At 64.9% G+C, this 19,923-nt stretch carries 20 protein-coding genes; 5 read left to right on the top strand and 15 right to left on the bottom strand.

Annotation, left to right across the window (positions count from 1 at the left end; genetic code table 11):
* Nucleotides 1-122 precede the first annotated feature (122 nt).
* The 9 genes from HD841_RS14215 to HD841_RS14175 all read right to left on the bottom strand — a co-directional run bounded on the left by HD841_RS14215 (nucleotide 123) and on the right by HD841_RS14175 (nucleotide 6,796).
* Entirely contained in the window at nucleotides 123-377 is a 255-nt protein-coding gene (locus HD841_RS14215) for a hypothetical protein (RefSeq protein WP_179509549.1), read from the bottom strand.
* A 48-nt stretch (nucleotides 378-425) separates the two neighbouring features.
* Nucleotides 426-662 (bottom strand): DUF3253 domain-containing protein, encoded by a 237-nt coding sequence (locus HD841_RS14210; RefSeq protein WP_179509548.1) that lies wholly within the window; start codon nucleotides 660-662, stop codon nucleotides 426-428.
* Between the two features lie 371 nt (nucleotides 663-1,033).
* Nucleotides 1,034-2,209, bottom strand: coding sequence for a zinc-dependent alcohol dehydrogenase (locus tag HD841_RS14205; protein WP_179509547.1), 1,176 nt, complete (start codon nucleotides 2,207-2,209; stop codon nucleotides 1,034-1,036).
* 484 nt (nucleotides 2,210-2,693) lie between these two features.
* A complete protein-coding gene (locus tag HD841_RS14200) occupies nucleotides 2,694-3,101 on the bottom strand; it encodes a response regulator (RefSeq protein ID WP_179509546.1) in 408 nt (135 codons plus the stop codon).
* Between the two features lie 62 nt (nucleotides 3,102-3,163).
* Entirely contained in the window at nucleotides 3,164-3,463 is a 300-nt protein-coding gene (locus tag HD841_RS14195) for a hypothetical protein (protein WP_373563028.1), read from the bottom strand.
* Between the two features lie 89 nt (nucleotides 3,464-3,552).
* Nucleotides 3,553-4,602 (bottom strand): endonuclease/exonuclease/phosphatase family protein, encoded by a 1,050-nt coding sequence (locus HD841_RS14190; protein WP_179509545.1) that lies wholly within the window; start codon nucleotides 4,600-4,602, stop codon nucleotides 3,553-3,555.
* Nucleotides 4,603-4,737: 135 nt separating this feature from the next.
* Nucleotides 4,738-6,024, bottom strand: a complete 1,287-nt coding sequence (locus tag HD841_RS14185; RefSeq protein ID WP_179509544.1) for an arsenic transporter — start codon at nucleotides 6,022-6,024, stop codon at nucleotides 4,738-4,740.
* Entirely contained in the window at nucleotides 6,024-6,452 is a 429-nt protein-coding gene (gene arsC / locus HD841_RS14180) for an arsenate reductase (glutaredoxin) (protein ID WP_179509543.1), read from the bottom strand. Before arsC ends, HD841_RS14185 begins: the two co-directional genes overlap by 1 nt.
* Nucleotides 6,449-6,796 (bottom strand): ArsR/SmtB family transcription factor, encoded by a 348-nt coding sequence (locus HD841_RS14175; RefSeq protein ID WP_179509542.1) that lies wholly within the window; start codon nucleotides 6,794-6,796, stop codon nucleotides 6,449-6,451. The genes arsC and HD841_RS14175 overlap by 4 nt, the downstream gene beginning before the upstream one ends.
* Nucleotides 6,797-7,026: 230 nt before the next feature.
* Here HD841_RS14175 and adhP point away from each other — a divergent pair, with 230 nt between their 5' ends.
* The gene (gene adhP, locus HD841_RS14170; RefSeq protein ID WP_179509541.1) at nucleotides 7,027-8,055 is read left to right on the top strand and encodes an alcohol dehydrogenase AdhP; all 1,029 of its coding nucleotides are present in this window, start codon (nucleotides 7,027-7,029) and stop codon (nucleotides 8,053-8,055) included.
* A gap of 40 nt (nucleotides 8,056-8,095) precedes the next feature.
* Here the strand turns inward: adhP and HD841_RS14165 are convergent, their stop codons facing one another.
* The 5 genes from HD841_RS14165 to HD841_RS14145 all read right to left on the bottom strand — a co-directional run bounded on the left by HD841_RS14165 (nucleotide 8,096) and on the right by HD841_RS14145 (nucleotide 12,276).
* Nucleotides 8,096-8,782 carry an OmpW/AlkL family protein gene (locus HD841_RS14165; protein ID WP_179509540.1) on the bottom strand — a complete coding sequence of 229 codons (687 nt, stop codon included), beginning with the start codon at nucleotides 8,780-8,782 and terminating at the stop codon, nucleotides 8,096-8,098.
* Between the two features lie 35 nt (nucleotides 8,783-8,817).
* Nucleotides 8,818-9,618, bottom strand: coding sequence for a universal stress protein (locus HD841_RS14160; protein WP_179509539.1), 801 nt, complete (start codon nucleotides 9,616-9,618; stop codon nucleotides 8,818-8,820).
* A gap of 72 nt (nucleotides 9,619-9,690) precedes the next feature.
* Nucleotides 9,691-10,080: a response regulator gene (locus tag HD841_RS14155; protein WP_179509538.1), complete on the bottom strand. Its 390-nt coding sequence runs from the start codon at nucleotides 10,078-10,080 to the stop codon at nucleotides 9,691-9,693.
* 53 nt (nucleotides 10,081-10,133) lie between these two features.
* A complete protein-coding gene (locus HD841_RS14150; RefSeq protein WP_179509537.1) occupies nucleotides 10,134-10,763 on the bottom strand; it encodes a response regulator transcription factor in 630 nt (209 codons plus the stop codon).
* The gene (locus HD841_RS14145) at nucleotides 10,756-12,276 is read right to left on the bottom strand and encodes a PAS domain-containing sensor histidine kinase (protein ID WP_257015584.1); all 1,521 of its coding nucleotides are present in this window, start codon (nucleotides 12,274-12,276) and stop codon (nucleotides 10,756-10,758) included. Before HD841_RS14145 ends, HD841_RS14150 begins: the two co-directional genes overlap by 8 nt.
* Nucleotides 12,277-12,749: 473 nt before the next feature.
* Here HD841_RS14145 and HD841_RS14140 point away from each other — a divergent pair, with 473 nt between their 5' ends.
* The gene (locus HD841_RS14140; protein WP_257015582.1) at nucleotides 12,750-14,183 is read left to right on the top strand and encodes a transposase; all 1,434 of its coding nucleotides are present in this window, start codon (nucleotides 12,750-12,752) and stop codon (nucleotides 14,181-14,183) included.
* Nucleotides 14,184-14,206: 23 nt separating this feature from the next.
* Here HD841_RS14140 and HD841_RS14135 read toward each other — a convergent pair whose 3' ends face one another.
* Entirely contained in the window at nucleotides 14,207-14,851 is a 645-nt protein-coding gene (locus tag HD841_RS14135) for a recombinase family protein (RefSeq protein ID WP_179509734.1), read from the bottom strand.
* A gap of 424 nt (nucleotides 14,852-15,275) precedes the next feature.
* Here HD841_RS14135 and HD841_RS14130 point away from each other — a divergent pair, with 424 nt between their 5' ends.
* The 3 genes from HD841_RS14130 (at nucleotide 15,276) to HD841_RS14120 (ending at nucleotide 19,862) form a co-directional block, all read left to right on the top strand.
* Nucleotides 15,276-16,517: a M24 family metallopeptidase gene (locus HD841_RS14130; RefSeq protein WP_179509536.1), complete on the top strand. Its 1,242-nt coding sequence runs from the start codon at nucleotides 15,276-15,278 to the stop codon at nucleotides 16,515-16,517.
* 105 nt (nucleotides 16,518-16,622) lie between these two features.
* A complete protein-coding gene (locus tag HD841_RS14125; RefSeq protein WP_179509535.1) occupies nucleotides 16,623-17,276 on the top strand; it encodes a helix-turn-helix domain-containing protein in 654 nt (217 codons plus the stop codon).
* Nucleotides 17,277-17,573: 297 nt separating this feature from the next.
* A complete protein-coding gene (locus tag HD841_RS14120; protein ID WP_179509534.1) occupies nucleotides 17,574-19,862 on the top strand; it encodes a TonB-dependent receptor in 2,289 nt (762 codons plus the stop codon).
* Nucleotides 19,863-19,923 lie beyond the last annotated feature (61 nt).

Raw genomic sequence — 19,923 nt, 5'->3', positions numbered from 1 at the left:
TCAGCCTCATTCTCACGCTTCGTTGCGGGGAAGCCGACCGGCGGCGCGGCGATCAGGATGAATGTACATCGGGTGCCGTCATGTGGGCACGCCATCGGGGTGACTGAACCCCAGGCGACGGGTCAGTGCTCGGTCAGCTCGGCGACCTCGAAATCGAAGCGTTTCCACCCGTGCCGCCTTGCCGCCTGGTCGGTCAGCGCTTCCTTGGCCGCCGCCTCCTTTGCCGAGGTGGCGTGGCCCCAGAACACCTCGGTCTTGCCGTCGTGCAGATGCGCGACGATCCGCCAATAATGTGTGAACGGCGCGGCGGTCGGGCCGATCGTCTTCACGTAGCCGTCGGCCATCGTCGCGGTCAGGTAGCGCTTCTTCCTCGCCATTGCCGCCCGATAGCGCAGGAACGACGCGTGCGGGAGAGGGGCCTTGCCTCACCCATCGCTGCGACGGGCGATCCGGTACGGTCCCGATCGCGTTGTCAGCGCTTGCCCCTTCCAGCTCAGTCGCACCAGCCCGTCGCGGACCAGCGCGTCGACCGCGGCGTGCACCACAGGCATCGCCGCCCGCCAGTCCGGCGCGATCGCACGCGCCACCTCGCTCGGGCAGATCGTCGCGTCCGGTGCGCGGCGCGCAAGCAGAGAGAGCGTCGTGGCCCTTGGATCGGTCATCGGGTTAGGTGGAACCGACAGTCGATACATTCCTCCCCCGCCAGGGGGAGGTGGCATGCCGAAGGCATGACGGAGGGGGAGGACACGCCACCGAAGACATCGTTACCTCCCCCTCCGTCACGCCCTCCGGGCGCGCCACAGCGCCGGGTCGCACATGCCCCTGGCATGTGCTTGGATTGCCGGGGGCAATCCAACCCTGCACTCCCTGGCGGGGGAGGAGTTTATTTCAAAGCTTGAAAGTCGATCCGGCCTGACTGGGCTTCGCCTGCGTCCGGTTCAAGCCGCTGGCCTGCTGAGGCGGGTTGCGCCGCAATTCCGCCCCCCCCCCCCCCGTGGGGCCGGACGCAGGGCAAGACCAACGGCTTGGCGGCTCAGCCGTGCGGGCGCATCACCACCTTGATGACGCCGTCCTCCTTGTCGCGGAACTTGGCGTACATTTCCGGCGCATCCTCGAGGCTGGCCGGGTGCGTGATGACGAAGCTGGGATCGATCGCGCCGGCCACGATCTTCTCCAGCAGCGGCTTGGTGTAGCGCTGGACGTGGGTCTGTCCGAGCTTGATCGTCAGCCCCTTGTTCATCGCCGCACCGATCGGCAGCTTGTCGCCCATGCCGACATAGACGCCCGGGACCGAGACGGTGCCGCCCTTACGGCAGCTCATGATCGCCTGACGCAGCACATGGACCCGATCGGTGGCGAGCATCATGCTCGCCTTGACCTTGTCCATGACGGCGTCGGCAGCGCCGTGCGCGGCCGCTTCGCAGCCGACCGCATCGATGCAGCTGTCGGGGCCGCGCCCCTTGGTCCGCGCCTGCAGCTCGTCATAGACGTCGGTCTCGGCGAAGTTGATCGTCTCGGCACCGCCAGCCTCGGCCATGGCGAGCCGCTCGGGCAGTTCGTCTATGGCGATCACGCGCCCCGCCCCCATCATCAGTGCGGAGCGTATGGCGAACTGGCCGACCGGGCCGCAGCCCCAGATGGCAACGGTGTCGCCCGGCTCGATCTGCGCGTTCTCGGCGGCCATGTAGCCGGTCGGGAAGATGTCCGAGAGGAACAGCGCCTGATCGTCGGTGACGGTGTCCGGGATCTTGATCGGGCCGAAATCGGCCATCGGCACGCGGAGGTACTCCGCCTGGCCACCGCAATAGCCGCCCAGCATGTGGCTGAAGCCGAACAGCCCGGCGGGCGCGTGGCCCATCGCCTTGGCGGCCATCTCAGCATTCGGATTGGTCCGATCGCAGGCCGCGAACAGGCCCTTGCGACAGAACCAGCAGTCGCCGCAGCTGATCGTGAAGGGCACCACCACCCGATCGCCGATCTTGAGGTTGGTGACCTCAGAGCCCAGCGCGACGACCTCGCCCATGTTTTCGTGGCCGAGAATGTCGCCCGCTTCCATGGTCGGCTGGTAGCCGTCGAGCAGGTGGAGGTCCGACCCGCAGATCGCACACGCGGTGACCTTGATGATCGCATCGCGCGGATGCTTGATCTCGGGGTCCGCGACGGTGTCGACGCGGACGTCACCCTTACCGTGCCAGCATAGTGCGCGCATATGTCTTCTCCGTGTGAGCAGGAGCTCCGCCTGGATCGGAAAAGCGACTGAACACCCCCAACGCCCTGGATCACGGAATGGGCCCGCGGGCCGGTTATCTATCTGGGCCGGATCGACATTCAGCCCAACTCCTTCCCCTCTAGGGGGGAGGGCTGTCGCCTATGGCTCCGGTGATGAGGTTCGTGTCGGCGTCCTCCTCGCGTCCGTCACCCCGGACTCGTTCCGGGGTCCACCGGGCCACGAGGGAATGGTGCCCCATCAAGCCTTTCCCCTCGCCGCAGAGTGGACCCCGGAACAAGTCCGGGGTGACGGGGTGGGATTGGGAGGCGGCGGACTAAAGCGAAGGTCCACACGATAGCCTTGCCCTGCCGGGGCCGGCGTTATCTCCGAAGCTTGAATGTCGATCCGGCCTAGATCAGCCACTTTGCCATGATCGGTGGGGCAGATTGGACCGGGCGCCAGCGGTCGCGCGGCCGGTCGGCGACTAAACGGCGGTGCGCAGCTGCTCGGGCTTCTTCCCATCCGGCAACGTTTCCCGCAGATGCTCTGTGATCATGGCAGCCGTGAAAGGCTTCGACAGGAAGGTCGCCTTTTCCGGCATGTCTCCCGCGCCCGGGCTTACGCGCCCGCTGGCGATGACGATCTCGATCCACGGATAGTGTTCCGCAACATGGCGCGCGAGCGCAAATCCGTCGGTATCCCCCGGCATATCGACGTCCGAGAAGAGCAGGGTGATGGTGTGGGCATATTCGGGCAGCATGAGAATGGCGGCGTCACCGTCATCGGCCTCATGCGTACGGAACCCGGCATCTTCGAGGATGCCGGTCACGTCCATCAGGATGAAGGGATCATCATCGACGGCGAGCGCATAGGGGATCGTAGAGGTTTCCATCGCCCCTCAACCACTAGGACAGGATAACGGTCCTACCGTCAGCAGATCAAAGAGGTCCGCGCCTACACGCCGGGCGGAAGCGCGCCTTCGTCGATCATGCGGGACAGTTCCTCACGCGCGGCATCCAGCCCGATCACGCGGGTCCGCGCATGATGGATACGATCGATATCGGCGGGGTCGCGCGCGCTGGAGACAGGCTTGGCCGCTTCACGCGTGGCGAGTTCGACAACGGCGTCGCGGTACTCGGTCCGCGCCGCGACGAGCGCCATATCGAGCGCGTTGGTCATGTCGTCAGCGAATGCCATTGTCTGCCCCTTGAACATGCCGCCCCACCGTCGGTTCGGCATGAACAGCCTGAACACACCAACGCTGCCGTGGTTGCCCGGCGTTCGCCCGCGGGCCGGTATGACGACGCCACACGGCGCCACGGCTCGCGCGCAACCACGCCGCTCTATTCCCCGGTCGCGAGCCCGGCGAGATAGTCGTCGGCGAAATCGACCTTGAACGCCGCCCAGAGCACGAGGTGGTCGGACATCTGATAGGTCCGCCAGTCGGCATATTTGCGTGCCTTGCCCGACTTCGCCGGCTTGATCTCCGCCGCATAGCCGGCCTCGTCCTCGTCGCGATAGACCGCCTGGTAATAATCGAGCACGCCGCCCCGATCGGTCGTGTCGAAGCGGCGACCGCGCCATATCGCGATCTGGTCGTAATATTTGTTCTTGGCGATGTTGCTGCCCTTGCGGTCAGTCAGCACCTTGGGGATCGCGAAGCCCGCATCGGTGATCGCCTTCAGCGTCGCGTCGCCGGCGGCGAACACGTTGAAATCGCCGAGGAGGACCAGATTGTCCGGTGAACCGGGGCGCGGCGCCGTGCCCGCCGGCTGCGCCGCCATCTTGGCGCGCTTGGCCAGGAATTTGGCCAGCTTGCGGATTTCCTCGAGCCTGCGGCTGTCGACCGGGACGCCCTTGCCGTAGTAGATATGGACGGTGCAGACGTCGATCCGCGCCCAGCCGGCCTTGAAGCCGCATACGAACGGGGTGCGGGCGAACTGGAGAACCTCGGTGTCGACCTTCTCGGGCGGCAGGACGATCTCGCCGGCGAGGCCGCCGAACGCCACCTTGCGGCTGTCGTAGACGAACGCCATCCGCTCGCCGTTGCCCGAGGTCCCCTCCGTCACGTCGGTCACCACATATTTCCACCAGCCGCCGAGCAGGCCGATCACCCGATCGAGCGCGGACAGATCGGCGCGCACCTCCTGCACCGCGACCAGGTCGAAGTGGCTGATGATCTCCGCAATGTAGTAGAAGGCGTCGACGAGCCTGCCGCCATATTTGCCGCTGTCGAACTCGCGGATGTTCCAGCTTGCGATCAGCACGTCGCCGTCGAGGGTCTTGGCGGGCACGCCGCTGTCGACGATGGTGCGGCGCAGTCGCACCAGGCCATCGGCGACCCGCCGCCGGACGTCGTCCGTTTCCCGCCTCAATCCAGCATAATAGGGCATGCGTGGCCTCCCCGACCCGTCGGAATGGCATATCACAACGGCGCGGCCGTGTCGCGATTACCAAGCCAGCCAAAGGGGGTAGCCGAAAGATATCATCCAGCTATCTGCCCCAAATTCGCTGGAGGCACTTCCGTCTCAGCCGACACCGATCCGCAACGCGAGCGCACCCAGCGTCACCACCAATACCGGCACGGTCAGCGTCGTGCCGACCCTGACATAATAGCCCCAGCCGATGCGGATGCCCTTCTGCCCCAGCACGTGCAGCCACAGCAGCGTCGCGAGTGAACCGATCGGCGTGATCTTGGGGCCGAGGTCGCATCCGATCACGTTGGCGTAGATCATCGCCTGCCGCACCGCGCCGCTGGCATGGCTCGCGTCGATCGCGAGCGCGCCGACCAGCACCGTCGGCATGTTGTTCATCACCGACGACAGCAGCGCGGCGAGCAGGCCGGTGCCGAACGCCGCACCCCAGACGCCGCCTTGCGCAGCGGCATCGAGCAGGGCGGCGAGATGACCGGTCAACCCGGCGTTGCGCAGGCCGTAGACGACCAGATACATGCCGAGCGAGAAGATCACGACCTGCCACGGCGCGCCGCGCAGCACCGTACGGGTCTGGATGACGTGGCCGCGCGCGGCGATGACCAGCAGCAGCATTGCGCCCGCCGCCGCGATGGCGCTGACCGGCACGCCGATTGGTTCGAGCAGGAAGAAGCCGGCGAGCAGGGCGGCAAGCACGACCCTTCCCGCCGTGAAGGTGGCACGGTCGCGGATCGCGTCCGCCGGCGGGCGGAGCTGCGCCAGGTCATAGTCGCGCGGCACGTCCCGCCGGAAGACGAGCAGCAGCACGACCAGCGTCGCGGCGATCGATGCCAGATCGACGGGCACCATCACCGACGCATAATCCGCAAAGCCGATGCGGAAGAAGTCGGCCGACACGATGTTGACGAGGTTGGAGACGATCAGCGGCAGGCTGGCGGTGTCGGCGACAAAGCCCGCCGCCATGACGAAGGCCAGCGTCGCCCGCTCGCGATAGCCGAGCGCCCGCAGCATTGCGATGACGATCGGCGTCAGGATCAGCGCCGCGCCGTCGTTGGCGAACAATGCCGACACCGCTGCGCCGAGCAGCACGATCAGCACGAACAATCGCCGGCCACTGCCGCCGCCCCACCGCGCGACGTGCAGCGCCGCCCATTCGAAGAAGCCCGCCTCGTCGAGCAACAGGCTGATGACGATGATCGCCACGAAGGTGGCCGTGGCGTTCCAGACGATGCCCCACACCACCGGCACGTCGGCCAGCGAGACCACGCCGACCAGCAGCGCCACCGCCGCGCCGCCCAGCGCGCTCCAGCCGATGCCCAGCCCCCTCGGCTGCCAGATCACCAGCGCGATGGTGACGACGAAGATGGCGAGCGCCGCCAGCATCAGCCGATGCGCCGTCCGGCGGCATCCACCACCGGTTCGCCATCCTCCTTGGCGAAGGCGCCGCGCTGGGGCGCGGGCAGCAGGTCGAGCACGGCCTCCGACGGACGACACAGCCTCACGCCGAGCGGCGAGACGACCAGCGGCCGGTTGATGAGGATCGGGTGCGCCATCATGGCATCGAGCAGCGCGTCGTCGGACAGCGACGGATCGGCCAGGCCAAGCTCGGCATAAGGCGTGCCTTTCTCGCGCAGCAGCGCGCGGGCGGTGAGCCCGGCGCGCGCGATCAAATCGGCCAGCAAGGCGCGCGATGGCGGGGTCTTCAGATATTCGATGACATGCGGTTCGATCCCCGCGTTGCGGATCATCGCCAGCGCGTTGCGCGACGTGCCGCACGCGGGATTGTGGTAGATCACGATATCTTTGGTCATGGGGCGTCCTGTCGGCAGGAGGGGGCGAGTTCGGCGAGCAGCGGCGCGCACAGGTCCGGCGCATCGGCGCAGCAATCCCGGACGAGGAAGAGCGTCAGCGCGCGCAGGCCGTCGAGATCGGCGCGGTAGATGATGGAGCGGCTGTGCCGTTCGGACCGGACGATCCCGGCGCGGGCGAGGATGCCGAGATGGGCCGACATGGTGTTCTGCGGCACATCGAGCTGCCGGGCGATCTCCCCCGCCGCCATGCCCTGCGGTTCATGCCGCACGAGCAGGCGGAACACGTCGAGCCGCGTCCCCTGTGCAAGCGCTCCGAGCGCGGCAATGGCCGAATCGGTATCCATATATCCAGCATAGCGGATATCATCCGCCGCGCCAACGGTCGCCAGCGCTCGCTTTAGGTAGTCTTACGGATTCAGCCGCCGTCGCGCCGGCGCCTAGGATCGTCGGCAGGGTGCAGGCGCATGGACCGGAGCGCAGGCGATGCCGGCCGTGCGCCGCACTGGCGACGCGGCACGGCGGTGTCCGCAACCGACCGTGAAGCCTCGCACCTGGTCTGACGAGGAGGATCGACATGGACAACACGATGAAGGCCGCGGTGGTGCGGGAATTCGGCGCCCCGCTGGTCATCGAGGAGGTGGCGGTGCCAAGGCCCGAGCGTGGCCAGATCCTCGTGAAGGTGGCGGCGTGCGGCGTCTGTCATACCGATCTCCACGCCGCGCATGGCGACTGGCCGGTCAAGCCCAACCCGCCGTTCATTCCCGGTCACGAAGGGGTGGGGACGGTCGCCGCGGTCGGGGCCGGCGTCACCCATGTCAAGGAAGGCGACCGGGTCGGCGTTCCCTGGCTCTATTCCGCCTGCGGTCATTGCGTGCATTGCCTCGGCGGCTGGGAGACGCTGTGCGAGAGCCAGCAGAATACCGGCTATTCGATCAACGGCAGCTTCGCCGATTATGTCATCGCCGATCCCGATTACGTCGGCCACCTGCCCGCGGGATCGGATTTCGCGGAGATCGCGCCGGTGCTGTGCGCCGGGGTGACCGTCTACAAGGGGCTCAAGGTCACCGATACCAAGCCGGGCGACTGGATCGCGATCTCCGGGATCGGCGGGCTCGGGCATATGGCGGTCCAATATGCCGTGGCGATGGGGCTCAACGTCGTCGCGGTCGACGTCGACGAGGCCAAGCTGCGGCTGGCGGAACGGCTGGGCGCCGCCTTGACGGTCAACGCGCGCGAGACCGATCCGGCCGCCTTCGTGCGCAAGAGCATCGGCGGCGCGCAGGGCGTGCTGGTCACCGCCGTCTCGACGCGGGCCTTCGCGCAGGCGATGGGGATGACCCGGCGCGGCGGCACGATCGCGCTCAACGGCCTGCCGCCCGGCGATTTCCCGCTGCCGATCTTCGATACCGTACTCAACGGCATCACCGTGCGCGGGTCGATCGTCGGCACGCGGCTCGACCTGCAGGAAGCGCTCGATTTCGCCGCGCTCGGCAAGGTGCGCGCGATCTACGAAACCGCGTCGCTAGAGTCCATCAACGCGGTGTTCGACCGGATGCGCGCCGGCACGATCGAGGGGCGGATCGTGCTCGACTTCGCCGCCTAGGTGAACGCGGGGGCGGCAGTACCAGCCGCCCCCCTTCGGCTCACAGCCGCAGGCCGACGCCGACGCCGAACACGAACGGATCGAGGTGCAGGCGCGTCCGTTGCGTGCCGATCGCCGTGGTCGTCAGACGCACGTTGGTGTCCATGTCGATATATTTGGCGTCGAGGTTGAGGAACAGCCGGCGGTTGAGATCGATGTCGACGCCCGCCTGCGCCGCCCAGCCGACGCTGTCGCTCATGTGCACGCGCGTGCGGCCGACGGCGGCCTCCAGCCCCTTGGACGCCTTTTCGTTCCAGAAGACGGTATAGTTGATCCCGCCGCCGACATAGGGCCGGACGTGGCCGCGCGGGTTGAGATGATATTGGACCGTCGCGGTCGGCGGCAGCACCCAGGTCGAGGCGAGATCGCCGATCGATCCGGTCGTGCCGGTCCGGCCGGCGGCGGTGTGCTTGGTCGTCGAGGCGATCAGTTCGACGCCGATATGGTCGCTCGCCATCCAGGTCAGGTCGACCTCGGGCATCACCGCGTCGCCGACCTTGACCCGTTCGGACGGGAAGGCGGGGGCGATGCCGCTCGACCGCTCGTTCGGCGCGACGAGGATGCCGCGCAGCCGCAGCAGCACGTCGCCCCGGGCGAGGCCGACGCGCGCGTCGCTCTGCGCGGCGGCGGGGGTGGCGAGGACGAGCGCGAGGGCGGGCGCGAGCGTCGCGCCGAGAACACGGTTCATGGATGGCCTCCTTGGCTGGTAGAGGGGTGGGCGCGTCAGTGCGCCAGGAAGAGCGGGATCGGGCAGTCGGCGAGCAGCGCGCGGGTGACCCCGCCGAACAGCATCTCGGTCAGCCGGGCATGGCCGAACCCGCCCATCACCAGATAGCCGAACGCACCCGACGCGGCCTCGGCGAGCAGCGCCGCGCCGGCGCCCCGCGGCGTCGCCAGCCGGCGCACCTCGGCATGGACGTCATAGCGCGACAGATAGGTCGCGGCGTCTTCGGCGGGGATCACGACCGATCCGTCCTGCCCCTCCACGATGGTGACGCGGCCGGTGCGTTGCAGCAGCGGCACCGCCGCGCGCAGCGCCGCGGTGGCGGCGTGCGAGCCGTCCCAGGCGACCAGCGCGGTGTCGCGGTCGAGCCGCCGGCAGGCGGGCGGCACCGCGATCACCGGCTTGCCCGACCGGACGACCAGTTCGGCGGTCGCGCCGCGCATGTCGGGGTAGCACAGCCCGCCGACGTGCCGGTTGACGACGATCACGTCGGCCAGCGCCGCGGCGCGTTGCAGACAGGGCGCGAAGTCGCCGGTCATGTCGATCCAGTCCCAGGGCACGTCTTCGCCGGCCAGGCGCGCGGTCAGCATGCGCTTGTTGTCCCGCTCGCGTGCGGTCTCCTCGACGAGCAACTCGCCGACGGCATAGGCATCGTCGTAGAAGCCGCCGACGATCGGCGGCGCATAGGTGACATCGAGACAGGAGAGATGCCCGCCGGTGGCGCGGCAGAGATCGAGCGCCACCTGCAGGCGCCCTTCCTGGCCGTCATCGTCGTGGATCAGCAGAAGGATGGTCTTCATGGCATTCGCCCCGTGCTGGAGGATCGTAACCCCCTCTGGCTAGAGCGCGCCGCCTGGGCCGTGCATCCGCAATTATACGGACGCCGCACCGTCCTTCAGCGCCGCGACCAGCAGGTGCGGGCGCAACGGCTTCTCCAGCACCGCGGCAAAGCCGTGCGCCGCTGCCGCTTCGCTCACATCCGCATGCGGGAAGCCGGTGATCAGGATCGACCGGCCGGCCCAGCCACGCGCGCGCAGCGCGCGCGCGACGTCGATGCCGGTGCCGTCGGGCAGGCGATAGTCGGCGATCAGGAGGTCCGCCGGCTCGATCGCGGCGGTGCTGAGCAACGGCCCGGCGGCGGCGAAGGAGCGCACCTCGAAACCGCGCCAGTGCAGCAGCAGTTGCAGCGAGCGGCGCACCCCCTCGTCGTCCTCGACCAACAGCGCGCGGCGGACGGGGGGCGGGCTCTGGCTGTTCGTCATCTTATCCTCCACTGTCGGAACCGCCGGTGTGGCGGCTCGCAGCGGCGGCGTCGTTACGGAATATTCCCGATACCGCCGATGCCCGCGGCGAAGGCGATGCGCAGCGCGTCGGACAGGCTGTGGACGTCGAGCTTGGTCATCACGTTGGCGCGATGCACCTCGACCGTGCGCGGGCTGATGCCCAGGTCATAGGCGATCGTCTTGTTGGGGTGGCCGCGGGCGAGGCCGTGCAGCACGTCGCGCTCGCGCGGGGTCAGCGCGGCGATGCGCACCGCCGCCGCCTGCCGGTCGGCCAGGGCCGCGTCGTGGCTGTCGAGCCGCTCGAACCCGGTCGCGAGCGCGGCGAGCAGCGCCGCCTTCTCGAACGGCTTTTCGAGGAAGTGGATCGCCCCCGCCTGCATCGCGGCGACCGCGGTGGCGATGTCGCCGTGGCCGGTCAGGACGATCACCGGCATGGCGATGCCGCTCGCCGCGAGGTCGCGCTGCACCGCCAAGCCGTCCATCTCCGGCATCCGCACGTCGAGCAGGATACAGCCCGGCTCAGCCGCCTTGGCCACGCGCAGGAAGGCGACGCCGCTTTCCCAGGTCGCGACGGTGAAGCCCGCGGTGCGCAGCATGAAGCCGATCGAGCGGCGCACCGACTCCTCGTCGTCGACGACATGGACGTGCCGCGGTTTAGTCATGCTCCTCCTCCGTATCCCCGCTCCAGACGGTGAAGCGGAAGACCGCGCCGCCGTCGGCGCCCGGCTCCGCCCAGATCCGGCCGCCATGCGCCTCCACGATGGTGCGCGATATCGACAGGCCGAGGCCCATACCATGGTCCTTGCCGCTGGCGAACGCCTCGAACAGGCGTGGCGCGATCGTCGCGGCGATGCCCGGGCCAGTGTCCGCCACCATGATCTCGACCATCGCGCCGATGCGGCGGGTGGCGACGGTGATGTCGCGCCGGTCGGTCCCCACCACCGCCTCGGCGGCGTTGCGCAGCAGATTGACCAGCACCTGCTGGATCTGGACCCGGTCGGCAAGGACGTGCGCGGCAGCCGGATCGAAGTCGCGGAACAGGCGGATGCCATGTTCGGTCGCGCCGAGCAGGCCGAGCCGCGCCGCCTCCTCGATCATCGGCGGCAGCGCCTGCACGGCGCGCTCGGTCTCGCCGCGCGAGACGAAGTCGCGCAGCCGGCGGACGATCTGGCCGGCACGCAAGGCCTCCTGCGCCGCCTCGGCCATCGCCTCGCGCAGCAGGTCCGCCGCCCCGGCCGCGCCGTCCCGGTCGAGGATGTCGCGCCCCGCCTCCAGGTAATTGGCGATGGCGGTCAGCGGCTGGTTGAGCTCGTGCGCCAGGGTCGAGGCCATCGTGCCCATCGCGCTGATCCGCGAGACGTGGATCAGTTCAGACTGCAATTCCTTCATGCGCAGTTCGGCCACCTGCTGCGCGGTCAGATCGCGGATGAAGCCGGTGAACAGGCGGTGGCCCTCGTCGCGCGCCTCGCCGACTGACAATTCCATTGGAAATTGCGTGCCGTCGCGCCGCTGGCCGGTGACGACGCGGCCGATGCCGATGATCCGGCGCTCGCCGGTCCGCTCGTAGCGGGCGATATAATCGTCGTGCTGGTCGCGATAGGGGGCGGGCATCAGGATGCTGACGTTGCGCCCGGCGACCTCCGCTTCGGTGAAGCCGAACAGCCGCTCCGCCGCGGCGCTGAACGAGAGGATCAGGCCCTTCGCATCGATGACGATCATCGCATCGGGCACGGTGGCGAGGATCGAGCGGACGTGCGATTCGCTCTGCCGGCGCGCCAGTCTGGAGGCGTGGCTGGCGGTGACGTCGGCGATCGCCTGGCCGAAGCCGGTCAGCGTGCCGGCGTCGTCGCGCAGCGCGACCAGGATCGTCTCGCCGAGGAACTCCGACCGGTCGCGCCGCAGCCGCCATTGCTCGCAGCGATGTGCCGCCGATGCGGCTGCCGCGGCGGCGAGATCGGCGGCAAGCCGGTCGGCGGCATCGGTGGCGGCATAGAGAATTGCGGCGGACCGGCCGACCAGCGCCTCCTGCGGCCAGCCGAGCAGCGCCATCGTCGCCGGCGTACACGCCGTTACCCGCCCCGCGGGGTCGAGCAGCATGACCGCACGGTCGCTGACGCCCTCGACGAAGCGCGCCATCTGATCCGCGATCCGGTGGTCATGCGATGTCCGCGTCATCCGATCCCCTTATCTTACCCAGGGCGATGCTGATACGGGGCAGCATGAGGATGGTCGGGAACGTCGCGACCGAGGCCAGCCTCCACATCCTGGCCTACAACATCAAGCGCACCATCGCCCTCCTCGGCGTGCCAGGGCTCATCGCTGCACTGCAGGGCTGAACGACCAACCCCGCGCGCGTCAATCCAACCAACAACCACGGCCGTTTCCACACAGCCTTGGTGGAAACCGGAATGGCCGCTTTCGGGCGTCGATCACGACAAAGCAGACGCTCGTTCACGCGGGAGGGCATGGGGCGTGAACGGGTCGTCCCCTCGAACCGTGAGCGGGCTTGTGAAGCGCCCTTTTGACACTTTGAAACCGGCACGAATCCGTGCGTCAACGGGCAGGATCACAACCGTCCGGGCCTGTTGAAAAATGCCGGACATGTCGGGTCGCTCCTTCGTTTCACTCCTGCCGAGAGGAGCGCCGCCATGATGGGACCAGCCTGTCGCGGTGGGCGGGAAGTGGCGTCCCGCCGCACCATAGAAGCCATGTTGCCCGCAAACCACCTGCTGCGTCGCATCGGCCGATGTCTCGACACGAGCGAGCTTAGGCAGGCACTGGCCGGTCACTACAGTGCACGGGGGCGACCATCGGTCGATCCCGAGCTCCTCATCCGCATGACCCTGATTGGCCGCATCTACGCGATCACGTCCGAGCGGCGCCTGTGCGAGGAGATGCGCTACAATCTGGCTTACCGCTGGTTCTGCCGTCTCGCGCCGGAAGACAGGGTTCCGCACCACTCGACGTTCAGCAAAAACCGACATGGCCGCTTCCGTGACGCCGGCGTCTTCCGGACCCTGTTCGACAGCACCGTTCGACGCTGCATCGACGAAAGGCTGGTCGGAGGAAAAGACGCCGCGATCGACGCGTCGTTTATAGCGGCTGATGCAAGCTGGCAGCGTAAGACCGTTCCTGGCTACCTGCCGTATGTCGCCAACGCATCGCGCGCGGTTCGGGAATGGGTGCAAGACACAGGAGATGCCGTCTGGGAAATGGCGCGCTCGAAGAGCTGCCAAGGCGTCTCTCGAACAGATCCTGCCGCAGCCTGGTCGGCGCGAACGGTGCGGGGCCGGTTTGGCTACGCCCTCAACGCGCTGGTTGACACCCCGAGTGGCGTTGCGCTTGATGTCGAGGCGACGCCGGCTCGTTTCGCGGAGGAGGTCGATGCCGGCCGCGTCATGCTCGAGAGGGCGGCAGATCGGTTCGACTTCCACCCCAAGCGGGTTGCTGCCGATAAGGCCTACGGCAGCGCCGGCTTCCTGGGCTTCGTCCGGGACCACGGCGCGATCCCACACATCCCCGTGATCGATCGGACGCGGCAGACCAAGGGCAAGCTGCCGCGAACGGCCTTCAGCTATGATCGAGACACCGACAGCTTTACCTGTCCGAACGGTAGGCTCCTCCGGCACCACGCATTTCACCTGCCCACCGGCGTACACCGTTATGCTGCCGATGCCCGGGACTGCGAGGCGTGCGTGCTTCGAAAGAAATGCACGAAGGCGCGACGCCGTACTCTTGTCCGTCTGGATGATGAGGACGTCCGCGATCTTGCCAGAGCGGAAACGGAAACCGGCCTCTACAAGCGCTCGATGCGATTGCGGCGAGGGGTCGAACGGTTCTTCGCTGACGCCAAGGGCAAGCATGGCATGAGGCGGCTTCACCTGCGGGGCATACGCGGAGCTGAAGAAGAGTTCCTGATCGGCGCTGCGGTGATGAATCTGATGATCCTGGCGCGACCCCAGCGGCTGACGGGCAAGCCACGCCGGGGAGTATGCATCCCCGCAGCGCTGACGCCGGCTGCGATCTCGGCCCGGTCGATTGAACACGACGTGATCGCCTCGCCTGCTCGACGATATGCCTAGTCGCTGAGGCGCGGCGTGATGCATCACGCGGCTTGCAGCCGTTCTTTGCGGTACGGCACACCGTCGAGCAGTGCCTGGCCCGGCGCCTTAGGCGTGCCGTCACCGTTCACGTACATATAGAGCGTCGTGGTCGTCATTCCGAGACGGCGCGCGACATCGGCTGCGATCGCGTTTCGGTCGGACATGGCGGCCATCGCCATCGCCAGCGTGGCCTTATCCATCTTGCGAGGCCGACCACCCATCCGGCCTCGTGCACGTGCAGCAGCAAGCCCCGCCTGCGTGCGCTCGGCAATAAGCTCACGTTCGAACTCGGCGAAAGCCGCGAAGATGCCGAAGGCGAGACGGCCGTTGGCTGTCGTGGTGTCGATCTGCGCGCCGGCGCCCGCCAGCACCTTAAGCCCGATGCCGCGTTCGCGCAGCGCCTCGGCCGTGATGACCAGATGGCGGAGGTCGCGCCCAAGACGATCCAGCTTCCAGAGGACCAGTGTGTTGCCGGGCTGCAGTGCCTTCAGGCACGCGGTCAGGCCAGGACGGGCGTCATGCCGCCCCGACGCAAGGTCTTCATAAATTCGCGAGGGATCGACGCCGGCAGCGAGCAACGCATAGCGCTGGGGTGCCAGCGTCTGTGACCCGTCAGCCTTGGACACCCTCACATATCCGATGAGCATTGTTACCCTGCCAGAAAAGACATCCGGCACCCTGCAATGTGCCGGAGGTTTCCGCAACGGGTTTTCCGATCTCCGGAGTGCGCTGAGGAGGCAAAATCCTCGATCGCCAGAAAACCGGTCGTTTTTTGGGCGGTCGAGGTTCTCCTGTTTCCCATGTCTGGCGGTCAGTTCCGGAAAAAAGGCGCCCACCGCGCTGTCAATCAACCAACTCTTCCGCCGAACAGCCCGGGCGTCCTTCCGCTTAAGATTCAAGGGACATGTAGCGCTGTAGCTGCCGCCTCTGCCACGGCGAGGAGCCTTATTTTGCCCTATCTCATTCGCATCGCTCAATAGGCGCGCCCGCCAGAACCGGCAAAAGAAATTGCCGGATTGGCAATTTTTTCAATACTAGATACAATCAGGTGTCAGAATACGGGCGTGTGGCATGGTTTTTTATAAGACAGGGAGACGTGACCTATTGAGAGGGGTGACGGCGGGGCTTGCATTAGGCGCGACAGGCAATGTGCCATTGAGCCACGCAGGGCTAGCGACGTTGCCACCGCGACCAAACCCCATCACGGCAGCTGAAATCCTCACACGGATTGCACGTGCACAGGTGCTTATACGCGAGCAGGGTCTTGCCGCCATTTTGGTCGAGCCTGGCGCCAGCATGCGATACTACACCGGGATCGACTGGTGGCGCAGCGAGCGGATAACCTGCGCCTTGATACCGGTGATGGGCGAAATCAGCGTTATCACCCCGTCATTTGAAGAACCCTCGGTACGAGAGTCGCTCGCCATTGAGGCGCAGGTGCATACATGGCTTGAAGATGAGGATCCGATCGCACTAATTGCGTCGGCAATACCGACAGACGTAGATGTGATCGGCATTGAGGAAACTGTCCGCTTCTTTATCGTCGATGGCCTGATGCGAAGCCGGCCCCGAGTTAAATTCCGCAGCGCCTCGGATGTCGTGCCGAGATGCCGTTTGGTGAAATCGCCGGTTGAACTCGCGCTGATGCAGTACGCAACGGACATAACCATCGCTGCCTATCGGTACACTGTGCCGCGCGTTCGCGTTGGCATGAAACCAGCAGACGTACAGGCTATCATGAAAGGCGCGACTGAGAGGCTGGGTGGGAAATCCGAATTCGAGGAGGTGTTGGTCGGGAAAGCGAGCGCTCTGCCACACGGTTCGAACGAGCCACAAGTGGTTCGGCCCCGGGATATTGTCCTCATGGATTGTGGGTGTAGCGTCGACGGCTACCAATCTGATGTCTCGCGTACCTTCGTCGTCGGCAAGCCGACCGATCGCCAGCGAATGCTGTGGTCGCAGGTGCAGCAAGGTCAGCAGGTGGCGTTTCATGCCGCAATTATCGGGAAGCCGGCGGGAGTGGTCGATGATGCTGTAAGGAGTTACTATGAAAAGCTCGGCTATGGCCCCGGATATCGGCTTCCAGGGCTGTCTCATCGCACCGGGCACGGCATAGGTCTCGACGGCCATGAACCGATAAACCTGGTTCATGGTGAAATGGGGCGGCTTCAACCAGGCATGTGCTTCTCGAACGAACCAGGGCTCTATGTTCCGGACCTGTTCGGCGTTCGTATCGAAGATTGCTTCTACATGACGGAGCACGGTCCGCGTTGGTTCTCAAATCCACCGACTTCGCTTGACCAACCCGTTTAGCGAACAAGGGTACACAGAGCTTTCCAAGTTGGAGAAATGTGGCAAAATAGCCGAAATCCGCCACGTTCGTGCGGTGAAGCGATCAACTCGGAAGACAACAAGGCAATGACGGGATCTGATAAGCCCACTTTGGGGGCGGCGCTCCGAGCTATCCGCAAAGAGCGTGGGTGGAGTCTAGCGCAGGCTTCGAAAGAAACGGGTCTTGCGGTGTCAACATTATCTAAAATAGAAAACGGGCAGCGATCATTAACCTACGACAAGCTGATCCAGCTAGCATCTTCACTCCAAGTGGACATTGCTCGCCTTTTCACAGAAGGTGGCACATTCGATTATGGCAGCATGCCAACGCTATTGGGCCGTCGCAGCGTTCAACGCAGTAGCAGCGGATTTATTATCGAGGCAGGTGTCTACAGCTACAGATACCTCGCAGAGGATCTAGTCGCCAAACGGTTCTCCCCGATCATCATGGAGTTACATGCTAGATCACTCAATGAATTCACGGGATTGCTGAGACACCCTGGAGAGGAATTTGCCTATGTTCTCGAAGGGATGGTTGAGGTTCGTACCGACCTTTATGCACCTCTTCGCCTAGCTGTGGGCGAGTCGACCTACTTCGATAGTCATGTCGGACATGTGTACCTGAACGCGGGTCCGGGACCAGCCCGGATCCTCATCATCGCATCAAGTGAACAGGCTGGCGATGATCCGCTGGAACAGCCTACGGCTCAGGAAGCAAAGGTGAAGCTTGTAGACACATAAGCAACACCTCTCGCTTCATTGTAAATCCTTCTGATTTGACAAGACGGCCAGGTCATCGTTTGCGATGGCTTTGGCCGCATTCACACGACCTCACTGTAATTTGTCCTGAGCTGCCGGCATCGAGCGATCGGCACCTCAATAATGGTGCTTATCCCCCTAAGTGATGCCGGGTGCGCGGCTGCCCGCCATCGCAACCATGATGTTCTAGGTCGCTTTGCCGCTATTGACATAATGGAAAACCGATGTGACTGTTCGGCAAGTTTCTTGCGAAATGGAAGAATCGGAAGGGGTGGGCAGATGGGACCGGTTTTTGGCTATGGTGAAGGCGTCTCTGGTACGTCGATCAGCGCGATCCGCAGGGCCGCGCGTGCAATTATATTGACCAGTGTTGCAGCTCTTCCTCTTCTGGCCGCTCAGGGTGCCTCTGCTCAGACCAGTGGGAATACCCCCACGACCAATAGCGATCCCGCTGCCGATCAAGCAGCTACACCCGCGGTGACCGCGTCGAACGACAGCGATATCGTCGTGACCGCCGCCAAGCGTGACGACACCCTCCTCAACGTTGCGAGTTCCGTTACTGCGCTAAGCGGCAATCGCCTTCAGGAGCTCGGCTTGAGCTCGTTCCAGGACTTCATCCGTCTCGCTCCTGGTGTCTCGTTTCAAAGCGTCACGCCAGGTCGAACTCAGATCAGCATACGCGGCGTAAATGTTGGTACGACGCAGCCGAGTACCTCCGTGGCCACGTACTTCGACGAGGTACCGTTGAACACCTCCGCGACGTCGTCGCTGTCGGGGGATCTGAACATCGATCCGGATCCCTTCGATCTGCAGCGGGTCGAAATCCTGCGTGGTCCGCAAGGCACGCTTTACGGTGCCAACGCCCTTGGGGGTGTTATCAAATACGTGCCCCAATCACCGAAATTTGATCGCGTTGCTGCGGCCGGATCAGCCAACATAGGTGCCGTTCACAAGGGCGGTACGGACCTTGGCATCAAGGGCATGATCAACGTTCCCATGGCCGATTGGGCCGCTCTGCGAGTGGTAGGCTTCTATCGCAAGGATGCGGGCTACATCGACAATGTCTCTCTGAACGAGAAAGACGTGAACTGGGCCAAGAACAGGGGCGGTCGGGCCATTCTGGAACTCCGCCCGCTAAGCGGTTTGACCATCAAGCTGACGGCGCTGCTCCAACGCCTGACCACAGGCGGCGACTCTTCGGTCGACGCGCTCCGCACCACGCAGACGCCAGCATTTGGCGATCTGACGCAAGCGCGACCGATCCCCGAAGGCGTGTCAGACCGCTTTAACATGTACAATGCCGTGGTGAGCTACGACTTCGGCTTTGCCAGCCTGATCTCATCGACCGCCTGGACGCGGCAGCGTTTCAGCCGGGCCAGTACCTCAGTGGCAATCGACCCCACATCTCAGTATAGCACCGTCTTTAAGGGCACGAATAACAAGTTCGTGCAGGAGGTGAGGCTGCAGTCACCGAGTGCTTCGGGCCATGGTCTTGAGTGGCAGCTAGGCGGTTTTTACACCAACGAACATTATAACCGTACATCGACTGATTACCTTATCGATCTGCCGTCAATGCAGTCGCTGGACAGTGACGTCAGCGGCACAATTGCGAGCTATGCCGAGAAGGCTGTGTTCGCGAATGCAACCTACTACTTTAACGGCATGTTTGATATTGCGGGCGGCGTTCGATATAGTCACAATGATCAGAACGGTTTTGGGACTAATAATTCCGGCGCGTTCAACGGCCGAAGCGGTGCGTCCGACGACAATAAGGTTACCTGGAGCGCGACCGGCCGGTTCCATCCGGCTAAAGATATCCTCCTCTACGCCAATGTTTCCACTGGGTACCGCGCCGGTGGACCCAACTTCTTCGCCGTCGGGCAGGCGATCCCGCCTTCGTTCGGACCGGAGGAGCTGACAAACTACGAGGCAGGTCTGAAACTGAGCACGCCTGACAAGAAGGCGACCTTCACGCTCTCAGGCTTTTACATTGACTGGTCATCCATACAGCTGCCTCTTATCGTCAACCGCTTAACCTTCCGCGGCAATAACGGGACAGCCGATAGTAAGGGCTTTGAGGCTTCGGCTACCCTGCTGCCGGTACAAGGGCTCAACCTTGCTGGAACGTTGTCCTATACTGACTCCAGGATTACGTCTGACGAACGGACAGGGGTCGGCGCCGTGCCGGGCGAACGGATGGCTGGTGCGCCACGGTGGTCAGGGTCGTTGACCGCTGATTATGAACGCCCGATTTCCGATCAGCTTAAGGGCTTCGCTGGCGGGACATTTACCTTCAGCTCAAACCGACCCAACAGCTACCGTCTGAGTGTCAATACACCATACGTCCTCATTCCGGGCTTCGAGACCTTTGGCTTGCGCACAGGTGTCGACGCAGGGTCATGGCGCTTGACGCTGGCAGCAGACAATCTGTTCGATAAGCGCGGGGTTACAGACGATTATACATTTCCCCGATACTTTGGCGAATTGCTTGGCGTCGGGACCTATTATGATCAGTTGGGAACAATCAAGCCGAGAACTATTCGATTGACTTTTGATTGGTCCATTTGACGGTACTTCGACCTTGAAGATCGGCTGTGATGCATGAGGCAACAAACTCAAACGCTAACCG

The sequence above is a fragment of the Sphingomonas melonis genome (assembly GCF_013409985.1).
GTDB classification, from domain to species: domain Bacteria; phylum Pseudomonadota; class Alphaproteobacteria; order Sphingomonadales; family Sphingomonadaceae; genus Sphingomonas; species Sphingomonas melonis_A.
Note: the sequence above shows the minus strand (reverse complement) of the source record. Positions and strands in the feature narration are given on the sequence as shown.

What these genes read in the sequence shown, in the direction of transcription:
- HD841_RS14120 (WP_179509534.1), top strand. Translation starts at nt 17,574, where the DNA reads ATGGGACCGGTTTTTGGCTATGGTGAAGGCGTCTCTGGTACGTCGATC.
- HD841_RS14125 (WP_179509535.1), top strand. Translation starts at nt 16,623, where the DNA reads ATGACGGGATCTGATAAGCCCACTTTGGGGGCGGCGCTCCGAGCTATC.
- adhP (WP_179509541.1), top strand. Translation starts at nt 7,027, where the DNA reads ATGGACAACACGATGAAGGCCGCGGTGGTGCGGGAATTCGGCGCCCCG.
- HD841_RS14145 (WP_257015584.1), bottom strand. Translation starts at nt 12,276, where the DNA reads ATGACGCGGACATCGCATGACCACCGGATCGCGGATCAGATGGCGCGC.
- HD841_RS14215 (WP_179509549.1), bottom strand. Translation starts at nt 377, where the DNA reads ATGGCGAGGAAGAAGCGCTACCTGACCGCGACGATGGCCGACGGCTAC.
- HD841_RS14130 (WP_179509536.1), top strand. Translation starts at nt 15,276, where the DNA reads ATGGTTTTTTATAAGACAGGGAGACGTGACCTATTGAGAGGGGTGACG.
- HD841_RS14160 (WP_179509539.1), bottom strand. Translation starts at nt 9,618, where the DNA reads ATGAAGACCATCCTTCTGCTGATCCACGACGATGACGGCCAGGAAGGG.
- HD841_RS14185 (WP_179509544.1), bottom strand. Translation starts at nt 6,024, where the DNA reads ATGCTGGCGGCGCTCGCCATCTTCGTCGTCACCATCGCGCTGGTGATC.
- HD841_RS14205 (WP_179509547.1), bottom strand. Translation starts at nt 2,209, where the DNA reads ATGCGCGCACTATGCTGGCACGGTAAGGGTGACGTCCGCGTCGACACC.
- arsC (WP_179509543.1), bottom strand. Translation starts at nt 6,452, where the DNA reads ATGACCAAAGATATCGTGATCTACCACAATCCCGCGTGCGGCACGTCG.
- HD841_RS14190 (WP_179509545.1), bottom strand. Translation starts at nt 4,602, where the DNA reads ATGCCCTATTATGCTGGATTGAGGCGGGAAACGGACGACGTCCGGCGG.
- HD841_RS14135 (WP_179509734.1), bottom strand. Translation starts at nt 14,851, where the DNA reads ATGCTCATCGGATATGTGAGGGTGTCCAAGGCTGACGGGTCACAGACG.
- HD841_RS14150 (WP_179509537.1), bottom strand. Translation starts at nt 10,763, where the DNA reads ATGACTAAACCGCGGCACGTCCATGTCGTCGACGACGAGGAGTCGGTG.
- HD841_RS14175 (WP_179509542.1), bottom strand. Translation starts at nt 6,796, where the DNA reads ATGGATACCGATTCGGCCATTGCCGCGCTCGGAGCGCTTGCACAGGGG.
- HD841_RS14155 (WP_179509538.1), bottom strand. Translation starts at nt 10,080, where the DNA reads ATGACGAACAGCCAGAGCCCGCCCCCCGTCCGCCGCGCGCTGTTGGTC.
- HD841_RS14200 (WP_179509546.1), bottom strand. Translation starts at nt 3,101, where the DNA reads ATGGAAACCTCTACGATCCCCTATGCGCTCGCCGTCGATGATGATCCC.
- HD841_RS14210 (WP_179509548.1), bottom strand. Translation starts at nt 662, where the DNA reads ATGACCGATCCAAGGGCCACGACGCTCTCTCTGCTTGCGCGCCGCGCA.
- HD841_RS14165 (WP_179509540.1), bottom strand. Translation starts at nt 8,782, where the DNA reads ATGAACCGTGTTCTCGGCGCGACGCTCGCGCCCGCCCTCGCGCTCGTC.
- HD841_RS14140 (WP_257015582.1), top strand. Translation starts at nt 12,750, where the DNA reads ATGATGGGACCAGCCTGTCGCGGTGGGCGGGAAGTGGCGTCCCGCCGC.